8 protein-coding genes are annotated in these 12,453 nt (G+C 61.3%); 1 reads left to right on the top strand and 7 read right to left on the bottom strand.

All coding sequences use genetic code 11. From position 1 onward, the window contains the following. Positions 1-19: 19 nt before the first annotated feature. Complete coding sequence (locus HX823_RS18480) at positions 20-1,558, top strand: PLP-dependent aminotransferase family protein (RefSeq protein WP_177075895.1); 1,539 nt, start codon at positions 20-22, stop codon at positions 1,556-1,558. On the opposite strand, the gene HX823_RS18485 is transcribed toward HX823_RS18480, so the two are convergent. The 7 genes from HX823_RS18485 to HX823_RS18510 form a co-directional block, all read right to left on the bottom strand. Then, positions 1,559-2,650, bottom strand: a complete 1,092-nt coding sequence (locus HX823_RS18485; protein WP_177075897.1) for a polyamine ABC transporter substrate-binding protein — start codon at positions 2,648-2,650, stop codon at positions 1,559-1,561. Then, positions 2,647-3,687, bottom strand: coding sequence for a histone deacetylase family protein (locus HX823_RS18490; RefSeq protein WP_177075899.1), 1,041 nt, complete (start codon positions 3,685-3,687; stop codon positions 2,647-2,649). The genes HX823_RS18485 and HX823_RS18490 overlap by 4 nt, the downstream gene beginning before the upstream one ends. 121 nt (positions 3,688-3,808) lie before the next feature. After that, positions 3,809-4,801, bottom strand: a complete 993-nt coding sequence (locus HX823_RS18495; protein ID WP_177075901.1) for an AraC family transcriptional regulator — start codon at positions 4,799-4,801, stop codon at positions 3,809-3,811. A 63-nt stretch (positions 4,802-4,864) separates the two neighbouring features. After that, on the bottom strand, positions 4,865-8,257 hold the full coding sequence (locus HX823_RS18500) for a dermonecrotic toxin domain-containing protein (RefSeq protein ID WP_256350158.1): 3,393 nt from the start codon (positions 8,255-8,257) through the stop codon (positions 4,865-4,867). An 81-nt stretch (positions 8,258-8,338) separates the two neighbouring features. Next, positions 8,339-9,487, bottom strand: a complete 1,149-nt coding sequence (locus HX823_RS32035) for a hypothetical protein (protein WP_256350159.1) — start codon at positions 9,485-9,487, stop codon at positions 8,339-8,341. Between the two features lie 110 nt (positions 9,488-9,597). Beyond that, positions 9,598-10,575: an asparaginase gene (locus tag HX823_RS18505; protein WP_177075903.1), complete on the bottom strand. Its 978-nt coding sequence runs from the start codon at positions 10,573-10,575 to the stop codon at positions 9,598-9,600. A 77-nt stretch (positions 10,576-10,652) separates the two neighbouring features. Beyond that, positions 10,653-12,098: a sodium:alanine symporter family protein gene (locus HX823_RS18510; RefSeq protein ID WP_038845508.1), complete on the bottom strand. Its 1,446-nt coding sequence runs from the start codon at positions 12,096-12,098 to the stop codon at positions 10,653-10,655. Positions 12,099-12,453 lie beyond the last annotated feature (355 nt).

A 12,453-nucleotide genomic window follows, 5' to 3' on the forward strand; every position in this document is an offset into this window, starting at 1 on the left:
CCAATTTCATAGGTCCAATATGTCGCCCATCACGCCGCCGTTGTCGTTCAATCCCGCCGGTATCGAGCTGGATCGCCGTCAGGGGCTGACGCGCCAGCTGTATGAAGCGTTACGCCAGCGTGTGCTGGATGGGCGATTGGTCAGTGGGACGCGCCTGCCCGCCAGCCGCGATCTGGCGTCGGCCCTGTCGATCTCGCGTAACAGTGTGGTGCGTGCCTACGATCAGCTGTACGCGGAAGGGTTTATCGAGAGCCGGGTAGGGGACGGCACTTATGTCGCTCAATTACCCAGTACCAAAAAACTATCCACAAAAGTATCCACAGGGTTTTCAACAGGCTTATCCCCAGCCTTATCCACAAAGCTGGCAAATTTACCTGAAGATTTGGACGACGAAGTTATCCACAGTGCAGGTTTGGCACGGATAAAAACCAACCACTTGTCAATGCCGCCCTCGGGGCCTCCGAGGGCCTTCCGGGTTGGCGTACCCGCGTTCGATCTGTTTCCCTTTGAAGTCTGGGCCAAGCTGAACGGGACTTTCTGGCGTAAGCCGGACCTGGAGCAACTGTGCTACGGCGACCCGGCGGGTGACAGCCGCCTACGCGGATTAATTGCCGCTTACCTGCGTAGCTCACGGGGCATGCAATGCACCGCTGAACAAATAGTGATCACCAGTGGCGCACAGCAAGCGATCAGCCTTTGTGCACAGCTGCTGGTGGAGCCCGGCGATGGGGTGGCGGTGGAAAACCCCGGCTATCGCGCCGCAGGGCATGCGTTCGCCCTGGCTGGCGGGCAATTGCACGGTGTGCCGGTGGACGGCGAAGGCATTGATTGCCAGGTACTCAACCGCTTGCAGGATTGTCGCGTGGCGTACGTCACGCCTTCGCACCAGTACCCGATGGGCGTGGTGATGAGCCTGGCGCGGCGCCTGGAATTGCTGGCCTGGGCCGAACGCACGGAGGGCTGGATCATCGAGGACGATTACGACGGCGAGTACCGCTACACCGGTGCGCCGCTGTCGCCGCTGGCAGCCTTGGATCGCAGTGGTCGAGTGCTGTATGTGGGCACTTTCGGCAAGGTGGCGTTTCCGGCATTGCGCCTGGGTTACCTGGTATTGCCACCGGGCCTGGTAGACGCCTTCGCCCGGCGTCGCGCGGTGGACATGCGCCACTCCGAGGTCAGCACCCAGGCGGTGATGGCTGAGTTCATGGCTGCCGGGCACTTCCAACGCCACATCCGACGCATGCGCCGTGCTGCCCTGAGTCGGCGCAATACGTTGTTGGCCGGCTGGCCAAGCGGGCTGGAGGGGGTTGGCGAGCTGCCCAATGTCGCAGCCGGGCTGCATGTGACTGTTCGTGTGGACAGCCTGGCCCGCGAGCAACAACTACTGGCCCAGGCCCATGCGGCCGACGTCGAGATCAACGGCTTGAGCGGCTACTGGTTGACGCAATCCACCACGCCGATGGATCAGCGCGCCGGCCTGGTACTGGGCTTTGCCGCCGTGCCCGAAGCCGGTATTGCTGCGGCGCTGGCGCGGCTGCGCCAGGCCTGGCAATGCTGATCAGGTGCCCGATTTGATCTTGGTCCAAGCGCGCGTCCGGGCCCGCTCTGCGTCACGCCCCAGCGGCTTCAAGGTGTACAGCGTGGCCATCGCCGCCTCGGTCGGGTACAGGTTCGGGTTGTTGCGAATCGACGGGTCGACTTGCTCGGTCGCATCCTTGTTTGGGTTCGGATAACCGACAAAATCGCTGATGGGCGCAATCACCTGGGGTTGCAGCAGGTAGTTGATAAAGGTGTAGGCGTCTTGCGGGTTTTGCGCGCCCTTGGGGATGGCGAGCATGTCGAACCAGATCGGCGCGCCTTCCTTGGGCAGGCGCATGTCGACGGTCACGCCGTTCTTGGCGTCCTTGGCGCGGTTGGCTGCCTGGGAAAAGCTGCCGGAATACCCCACGGCCACGCAGATGTCGCCGTTGGCGATATCGGCCATGTATTTGGAGGAGTGGAAGTAAGTGATGTAGGGGCGGATCTTCATCAGCAGGGCTTCAGCCTTGACGTAGTCCTTGGGGTTGCTGCTGTTGGGGTCCAGGCCCAGGTGCTGCAGGGCCAGCGGCAGGATCTCCGACGGCGAATCGAGCAAGGCCACGCCGCATTGCTTGAGCTTGCTGATGTTTTCTTCCTTGAAGATCAGGTCCCAGCTGTCCACCGGCGCGTTTGGTCCCAGCACCGCCTTGACCTTGTCCGGGTTGAAGCCGATCAGGATGGTGCCGTACATGTAGGGCACAGCGAATTTGTTGCCGGGATCGTTCGCCTCGATCAACTTCATCAGCTTGGGGTCGAGGTGGTTCCAGTTGGGCAACTGGCTGCGGTCCAGGGGCTGGAACACACCGGCTTCGATCTGCTTGGCGAGGAACACGTTGGACGGCACCACCACGTCGTAGCCGGAGTTGCCGGTGAGCAGCTTGGCTTCCAGGGCTTCGTTGGTGTCGAAGATGTCGTAGACCAGCTTGATCTTCGGGTTCTGCGCCTTGAAATCTTCCAGCGCCTTGGGCGTGATGTAGTCGAACCAGTTGTAGACCTTGAGGGTTTTTTCTTCAGCCTGGACGGCACCGCTCAAGACGGTGGCGCACAGGGCGAGGGTAGTGAGCAGCTTCATCGGGTCGCTCCTTGTTGTTCGAAACCTTCGAGCACATTGACGGCGTTGATGCCGATTTCTTCGACGGCGTAGCCGCCTTCCATCACGAACAGCGTTGGCTTGCCCAGGCGCGCGAGGCGTCGGCCCATGGCCAGGTAGTCCGGGCTGTCGAGCTTGAACTGCGAGATAGGGTCGTCCTTGAACGTGTCCACGCCCAGGGACACCACGATGATGTCTGCGTCGTAGCATTCGGTCTCTCGGCAGGCTTCTTCAAGGGCTGCGCTCCACTGCTCCCAACCGGATCCGGCGGGTAGTGGATAGTTGAAGTTAAAACCTTCGCCTGCCCCTTCACCGTGCTCATCGGCATAACCGAGGAAGAACGGAAACTCCGCTTCCGGATGGCCATGGATCGATGTGAACAAGACGTCACTGCGCTCATAGAAAATCGACTGGGTGCCGTTGCCGTGGTGGTAATCCACGTCGATGATTGCGACCTTTTTGTGGCCCTGGTCGAGAAACGCCTGAGCTGCGATGGCTGCGTTGTTGAGGTAGCAATAGCCGCCCATCAAGTCGCTGGCGGCGTGATGTCCCGGCGGGCGGCATAACGCGAAGGCACTGTGGGCGCCTTGTAGGATCGCCTGCTGTGCGGTCAGTGCCACTTGCGCCGCGCTGTATGCCGCTTGCCAGGTGCCGGCGGTGATCGGCGCGCCGCCGTCGAAGCTGTAGTAACCGAGTTGGCCGTGAAGGCTGGTCGGCAAGACGCGGCGCAGGGTGCGGGCGGGCCAGGTGTAGGGCAGCAGGTCACCGTCCTGGCCGAACTCGGTCCAGCGGTCCCACGCACCTTTGAAGAAGTCGAGATAGTCGCGGCTGTGGATGCGTTGCAAGGGGGCCAGGCCAAAGTCCTGCGGCGCTTGCACCGGGCCGAGAGCGCGGTCCTTGACCCGTTGCAGTACATGATCGGCACGGGACGGCATTTCGAAGCAGGGCATCAGCTGCCCGTCCATCAGTTCGCAGCGTCCGTGGTGCAAGTGGTGATCGTCGGAGTAGATCGTCAGCATGGGTACTTCCCGCAGGCTTGTTGTTGTGCTTGCAGTGTTGCGTCACGCAGCGTTCATGAGAACGGCAGGAGCGGCCAGAAGGGGATAAATGTGGCCAATGGCTTTGACCGGAAATCGCCCGTTAATGGCGCATAAGGCTGGGCGCCACCCCACTCCAGCGCACGAACGCGTGGCGAAAACTGGCGGTTTCGCTGAAGCCCAGTTGTTCGGCGATCTGATGGATCGGCATCTGGTTTTGCGCCAGCCACAGCTTGGCTTGCTCAAAGCGCAGCTCATCGAGCAATTGCTGATAGCTGCAACCCAAAGCCTGTAAGTGTCGACGTAATGTACGCGCCGAACAGTTCATCTGCGCCGCCAAGCCATCAAGGCCCGGTGCGGCGTGCAGTTGGTCGGCCAGCAATTGGCGTACGCGATTGAGCCAGGCCTGACGTCCGGTGAACTCGGAGTTTTGTTTGCGGCAGCGTTCGGCCATGGCCCGATGGGTGATGGCGTCGGCCAGGGGCAGGGGGCGTGCAAGCCACTCCTGATCGAAGGCAAAGCCATTGGCCGGGGCGTCGAAACGCAACGGACAGTCGAAGCGCTCGGCGTAACGGGCGTGATAAACCGGCGCCGAGTAGTCGAAGCGTGCCTCACGCAGGGGTAATGCGCAGCCGAGCAAGTCATCGCAGATCACCTTCAGCGACACCAGGCAAAACTCCACATTGAACGCCGCCAGCGCCGGGTCTTCCCGATAGTCGCCGGCGGTCAGCCAGACCTGATCGCCATCTTCCACCAGGCTCAGCTCGAAAAGTGTTCCCAACAGCGCCGGATAGCGCAGCGCCAGGCGCAAAGCGTCACCTAAGGTGGCACTGGTGAGCAGCGCATAACCGAGCAGACCGTAGCTGGACACATGCATGCGCTGGCCCAGTTCCAGGCCGATGTCTTGGCGCAGGGCCACGGCATTGGCGCACACGCGCATTTCCTGGCAGGTGGTGATACGCGTGTCAGCATGGTGCAGATCGGCCACGCCAATGCCGCTGCCGGCCAGCAATACATCGCTCGCCAGGCCCTGGTCCTTGAAGGTGGCCAGGACCAGGGATACGGCGTTCAGGGTGGTCAGGTGTGAATGCAGCATGGGGGAACCGGCGCCAGGGTGTGGCAGAGGGGCAGCAAGTTGCATGCCGCCCCGTGACATTAATCAATCGTCGGATTTGGTTTTCGATGTATTGAAAAACAGTTTTTCGGCCTGCATCACGCTGATCTCACTGCGGTAGAACGCGACGGTTTCCGCGCGGGTCAACTCTGCGGGTAGATTGGCTGTGTTTCCCGCCGACCGTTCTGCCGGGGTTATCAGGCGAGCAGATTGATAAGCATTGTCCGATGTCCAGTCGGCGCTGTAATGGAAGTGTGCGTACCACAATACGGTCCCGTTGGTGCGGTCAGTGATGCTGTACTCATCCAGGAAGTCGTTCGGGTCCCTTGAGATCCTGCGACGTTTCACGGTTTCTTTTTTAATGCTGATGACCTTATGCCGCTCAAGCCATTGGACGCCGGACACGGTCGGCGGATGCAGCTTGAGCCTGCGCTGTACCAACTGATTGCTCTGTTGGTAGAGGTCTTTGAGGGCCGTATCGAGGTCTTTGGTCACAGTACTGGCGGAGACGGACAGCCCATCGCTTTCGGTGATGTTGTGTTGTGTCAGGGCGTGTTCGATCGTGCTGCTGGCGTGTTCCAGTTGCTGAGCATGCTGGTGATACAAGTACTCGATGCCGAACGGCGCGCGTTCGGAGAACAGGGCATGGGAACGGGCCTTTGCGAGAAACAACGGCAACTCATCGAGCAAGGCCTGGCCCTGATTGATACTGGTTTGTACGTCCAACGCAATGGACTCGGTCGAGGGGGGCGGGGTTTTTTCGCGCCGGACCCAGACGCCGTCAGTTTTCTCATGGTAGGTCGCGAGGACTTGATTGGTCAGCGGCGAGAGAATATCCACCAGGCCGGTCTCCAGGCCGACATCGGATAGGCGCGGCTTGCCGATCAACAGGCCGCTGAAACGCGTGTAGATAAATTGCTTTTGGGGACGCAGCGGGGATGACGGTGGGGTGGGGCGGCTTCTCAGGTTCGTTCTTTCTTGGCTCAGATGACCGAGGTTGCTGGCGGCGCGCTGCTGGAATTCGGTGAGTTCCTTGCGCAACTCAAGCAACGGCTCGGTGATGGCTTGTGTGGGGAACTCGACGGGAAAATCCTGCAAGCGTTCATCCAGTATCTGAAACTGCTCGATCAGGCTGCTCAGGCTATCAATGCGTTCATCCAGGCGCCGTTGGCTGATCTCTTCCAGCGTGTCGTACAGGCACCGGATCGCGATGTCGGCAGTGTTGACGATCTCGTCAATCTGCGTCCAGGCACCCGGCGCCGTGCTGAGGGTATCTTCAAGCAGGCACAGGTTGCGGCTGAGTGTCACGCGAAACGCCTTGAGGGTGTCGATGGAGTAGACGGGCATCTTTGCCTGCTGGTCAGCCAGCTGCAGCGAACCGGTTTTACCCAGGCGTTTGAGTTCCTCGAAGCGGCCATTCATGTATTGAGTTTGAGTGAGCAAGTTGTTGGTCAACTCGTGTGTCTCACGAAACGCCTTGATATCACGCTCTTGCGGCGACTCGGTCTGGCGTTCCAGTTGTTCCAGTACGGTTTGCCTGTTGGGGGTGAAGCGGGTGAGGATGTCGCGCATTGCCTCTTGAGTCAGTTTGGTCTGGGCCTTGATGTAGCTGAGGGCCTTTGGCGCGTAGCCCGTGCTGGGTTCGTGAACGTTCAACTCTTTGAGCTTTTGTAGCGCCGACTCGTAGTCTTTGCACTGGTCCTCCAAGGCCTTGAGGTAGATTTTCCGGGAGGCTTCGATCTTTTCAGGAGGGGCTTCGTCGTATCCACGGCGAGCACGTTGCAGCGCCTTTTGCGCGGTGGCTTTGCCGCTCTCAAATTGATCAAGTTCCTTGCGCAGCTCATCAGCCCTCTTTTTCGCAAGCGCGCGTGCTTTACCGTTCATGATCTTGGGGCCGCCCCCTCGTAGACGCAGGCGCGTATCCACAAACCATTCGCCCTTACGGCTGTGGATCAAGGGTGGGCCGGTGCGCTCGGGGCGAGCGGGGTCGACGATCAACACGGTGTCGTTTTCATCCACCAGCACCTGAAACCAGCGCTCGCCCACGGGGGCGTACCAGTGCTCGCCGCCGCGATACAGATGCTGATGGGGTCCTGCCCTGCCGTTGATCTCACCGAGCTCGCTGGGTTTGGTCACTTTGAAACTGTCCAGCACGGTGGCCAGGCGCACTGGCGTGCGGTTGACCGCGCCGCTGATATGCAAGGGGCGCTCGTGAGAGCCCAGCGTGTCGGAGCTGATCGTCGCGAGTTTACTGACGATCTCCGGTTTCAGTTGGGTGGGCGGTTGGGGGGGCGGTAACGGTAAAGCCTTGCCTCTTTGTGCCTGGCCTGGCGAACGGTGGGTGACACAATGCAAGGTGATGGCCATGCCGATATTCAGCAGCAGGTCCGCGAGGGCGGCCCAGGGCGACTCCTGTTCGGGGTGGGACTGGGCGTCGACCACGTTTTGCAGTTGATCCATGATCTGCCAGATCCAGGCCGCCGTGCCCACGGTGCGCCCGAGAAACGGCAGGACGGCGTTGAAGGCTGCCCAGCCGACGCGCTTGAAGGTGGCCCAGCGTGCCTCGGCATTGGACACCGATTGCCGGTCAGCCAGTGTCACCAGGGCGTTGGCATTGGCGTTATACAACGTGGCGAACAGATCGCCGTCCACGGTGTTCTGGCTCAACTTCACCGGCCCGCTCATTGCCCAGGCATTGGGTGCGTCCACCACGAATTCGAGCACCGCCCAGGGCGAAGGCAGATCACCCGGGAACACGAACTGGGCGTAGTCATCGCGGTTGGCATCGGGCAGCCAGGCCAGTACCGAGTCGCGTAGGCTCGCTGACTGTTGCAGGGCATAGAGCAGATTGTTCGGCGACGGAAATTGCGACAGCGGTTTATCGAGCAGCGGACGGTAGAGCAAGCACGGGCCGGCGTCCATGTCCTGAGGGCCGATCACGAACATATTGGCGACCACGTCCGGGGTCGTATCCAGCCGCAGGCTCGGCACAAAGGCCAGCGGGCGGATGACAATCATCTGGCCCTCCACCTGGCGGTCGGCGGGGGCAGCCTGCATCAACGCGGTGATATACCGATAGCCCTGTTCATTGATTCCACCCTCGTCGCGGATTTTGCATTGCAGTGCCAGCATCGGCAGTTGGATGCGCAAGTGCTGGGTGTAGAGCAACTGGCGGCGCGCGGCCTCCAGGGGATCGTCCAGCAGTGTTTCCTTGACCAGGGTCGGGTAGGTGTTGCCGATGTCCACACGGCTGATCAAGTCTTCCAGGTAGTCAAGGGTCAGCCAGTCAGGCAACTGTTCCTGCTTGCGCTGGCGCAGCGTCTTGACGCCCAGAGGCAGGGCGATCAGGTTCTGCAGGGCCAGCTCGGTCAGACTGAATATAGACGTGTCGAACTGCCCGGGTACCGGGAATAAGCCCCAGATCACGGGGCTGCGCACCACAATCTCGAGGTTGCCCAACCACCCTGTGGAGGCCGTGGGGTGGTCCCTGAGCATCTCGGCGTTTAGCTGGTCGAGAGCTTATTGCTGGATCGGGCTTATGCCCTCTAGATAAGTCCGGCCACGATTCAAGCTGTGCAGGGTCGCGAGGTCTTTGAGGTGGCGCGAGAAGGCGTCCTGGTCTGAGGCCGAGGCGGCGGTCAGCCAGTCGGGCAGGGCTTGCACGTACTGCTGCAAGTCCGGGCCACTGGGTGTTGCTTGCGGCGCCGGCGGTTGTATAAGGCTTCGCTGGGAGGCGCCCGGCTCGCGCAAACTGGAAAAATTGATGCTGCCGATGGCCATGATCTGGAGGCTGATAAAGGCGCAGGCCAGGTAGTCGAAAAAATCGCCATTGGGCTCCACCAGGCGCCACTGCACTTTTATGGGCCCCAGTTCGGTGCCCAGCAACTGCGGCAGATCCTCTCCCAGTTGTTCCAGGCTGGTGTATTTCTTGAATCCGCCGAGCAGGGTGTGGGTGAGAACCACCTCGTGACCCTTTTGTTGACCGGTCAAGACACTGATCAGGTGCTCATCCAGGTGGGTGGTCTTGCCCTTGTCGTCGACCTGGTCGATATCAATCACATAGGCCCTGACGGCCTGGGGATCATTGACGCCGCGCAGGGCGAAGTCCGGCGTGCGATATAGCTGGCGTGCCAGCTGGCAATCGTCGTCGGTCAAGCCGGGCGCCTGGTCGAGGTTCCAGAAGTCGCGCAGCGTCCTGGCCAGCGCGTGCCAGCGCGGGCCGCTGTCAGCCTCCGAAGCGTTCCAGTACTCCATTTGAGCCTGTTGATAACCGCGCAACATCACCGGTGCCAGCGCATTGAGCAGGCGGGCGATGTCGAGGATGCGCACCGGCAAGTGTACGGCGGGCTCAACGATCGGCAGTTGGGTCAGAAAGTGTTCACCTTCGATATACAGCACCGGCACCGCCAGCACGGCCTGGACGGCGAGGATGTCGGTGAGTGCCTGGTAATGGCGGCCGACGGGCACGACGTGGCCATCGTCAATATCCCAGATCGGAGTGCCCACCATGGTCACGTTCGGGTCGATGTCCAGGGCCGGGTATAGCTCTTGTAACTGTTCACGCAGCAGCGTGGCGGCGACTTCGCGGAACGCAGGCCCGGTGGACATTTGCGTGATGAGCGTATCGGTGAGGTTTTGATGGGAATAGGTTGACGGAGGGAGGGGCATGGCGCGTCCTGGCAGGCAAAAGAATGGCAACGACCTCAGGGGAAACCTGGGGTGTTGCCATGCTAGGAAGCCTTGGTTCAGGCGCGGTGGTGCTTATGTAAGGTGGGTGTTCAGTGCAGTTCGCCGCACAGGTCGAGCTCCACCAGGCGGCGCACTTCCTTGTTGTCGAGCCCGGCACCGAGCAGTGCGTTGAGCTTGCCGAACGCCGCTTCGCGGGTCATGCCGCCACCGGACAACACGCCGACGCCGCGCAGGCGGCTGCCAGCTTCGTAGACATCCAGTTCCACGCCGCCTTCATGGCATTGGGTGATGGCCACGACCACAATTCCGTTGTCATGCGCCTGTTGCAGGCTGGCGAGGAATGGCGGGTTGTCGCTTGGCCCGGTGCCGCTGCCGAAGCATTCGAGGATCAGGGCCTGGATGCCGCTGCCGATCACCGCGTCCAGTTGGGCCGCGCCGATGCCCGGCACCAATGGCAGTACGCCGACGTTGGCCAGGGCTTTGGGCTGGCGGTAATCCAGGGCGAGTGGAATGGCATCGACAGGGTCAGCGCCGCCCTGGCGGTTCAGCGCGGCGAACGGGTTGCGGCCGAAGCTGCGGATCTTCGCGCAGCGGGTGGGTGCCATCATTGCGCCGTGGAAGTGCAGGTGCACGCCCGGTGCCAGACCTGCACCCAACGCCTGCAACGCGCCACTGACGTTTTCCCACGCATCGCTGTCCGGCACGCCGGCCGGCAACATGGAGCCGGTGAACACCACCGGCGCCGGCAGGCCCAACAGTTGGAAGCTCATGGCCGCCGCGCTGTAGGCCAGGGTGTCGGTGCCGTGCAGGATCAGCACGCCATCGCAGCCGTGGTCCACGGCGTCGATCACCGCCGCGTGCAGGCGTTGCCAGTACGCAGGGGTCATGTTGGCGCTGTCGATCAGCGGAGCCATTTCCTGGAAGCGCCAGGTGGGCAAGGGCTGACCGGCAAGCTGGTCACGCATGCGGGCTTCAAAGCCGGACGCAGGGGCCAGGCCATTGGCGCTGGCCTGCATGCCGATGGTGCCGCCGGTGTAGAGCACCATGACGTTGTTGGATGCTGACATTGAGATTCTCCTGAACGAAAAACGCCGCCGGGCCCAGAGCATGCCCAAGGCCGGGCGGCGTGTCACTGCTTAGCGTTTCAGCGTTGCGTTTGAGCGTTCAGCTCTGCCGATGGCGCCGTTTCCGGTTTTACCGGGTTGGCTGGCCAGGCGTTGCGATCCAGGTCCAGGTCAGGGAACTGGCTGGAGTCGAACACCGGCGTCTTGATGCCCGCCGCGCGCTGGTTGTCGTAGTCATTCAGGATGCGCATGGCGATCTTGAACAGGAACGCCAGGGCGAACAGGTTGACGAACGCGAGCATGGTCATGGTGATGTCGGCGAAGGCGAACACGGTGCTCAGGTTCTCGATGGAACCCCAGAAAATCAACACCAGTACCAGCGCGCGGTAGCCCATCAGCACCTTGCGGTTGTTGCCCACCAGGAAGCGCAGGTTGCTCTCGCCGAGGTAGTAGTTGTACATGATCGAGGTGAACACGAACAACGCCAGGGCCACGGAGATGAACATGCGGCCCCAGTCGCCGACCACGGCCGCCAGGGAGTTCTGGGTCAGGGCAATGCCGTCGCCTTCAAAGCCTGGGGTGTAGAAGCCGGAGAGCAGGATCAGCAGCGCGGTGCAGGTGCAGATCACGAAGGTGTCGAGGAACACGCTGAACGCCTGGACCACGCCCTGGGCAATCGGGTGCTCTACAGAAGCCACCGCCGCCACGTTAGGCGCACTGCCTAAACCTGCTTCGTTGGCGAACACGCCGCGCTTCACGCCCATGATGATCGCACTGCCCACCAGGCCACCGAAGGCTTGGTCGAGGCCGAAGGCGCTCTTGACGATGGTCGCGAGCATGGCGGGCACGTGGTCGAATTGCAGCACGATCACGTACAGGGTCACGGCGATGTAGACCAGGGTCTTGACCGGCACCAGCAGGTCGGCAATCGAGGCAATACGCTTGATCCCACCGATGAACACCAGGCCCAGCAATACAGCCAGTGCAAGGCCGGTGTAAGTGGTGTCCAGGCCAAACGCGTTGTTCAGCGAGTGGGTCACGGCGTGGGCTTGCAGGCCGTTGAAGGCGAAGCCGAAGGTCACCAGCAGCAGGAACGCCATGACCATACCCAGCCAGCGCTTCTGCAGGCCGTGCTGGATGTAGTAGGCCGGGCCACCGCGGTAGGTGCCTTCGGCGTCAGTGCGTTTGTACAGCTGGCCGAGGGAGCATTCGATGAAGCTCGACGACATGCCCACCAACGCGGTGACCCACATCCAGAACACGGCACCGGGGCCACCCAGGGTCACGGCAATACCGACGCCGGCGATGTTACCGGCACCCACGCGGCCAGCCAGGCTGAGCATCAGCGCCTGGAACGAGCTGAGTTGGTCGGAGCTGCTCTTCAGGCTGTCTTTGAACACCGAGAACATGTGGAAAAAGTGACGCAGTTGAACGAAACGCGAGCGAATCGTGAAATAACCGCCGAGCCCGACAATGAGCACGATCAGTACTTTCCCTGAGAGGAAGTCGTTGATGACTTCGAGCATGGAGTGTTCCTCGCTGATTTTTCTAATGGCAAACGCAGGACGGTCCGACCACGCCGCATGGCACCAGGCAGTGCGCGGCAGTTCGACCCCAATCCTTTTGCGGGTTGTTATTCATGCGGTTTCGCGCTGTCCAGGACCTCGTTACCGACGATCTCTGACGCGAAGAGGGGCGGCACTATACCTAGGCGAACATGATCCGTCTGCCCGAGGCGATTAAAGGTTTCAGCACGGAGGTGGGCATGCAGGGCGATATTGGATTTTTTATGGGCGTCATTTCACAACCTTGAGGCAAAAAAAAGGGCCTGAAGAACGAGCCTTCAGGCCCTCAAAAGGTGAGAGGTGTCTAGTCCCTCAA

The organism is Pseudomonas sp. P7759 (assembly GCF_013386445.1).
Lineage (GTDB): Bacteria > Pseudomonadota > Gammaproteobacteria > Pseudomonadales > Pseudomonadaceae > Aquipseudomonas > Aquipseudomonas azotoformans_A.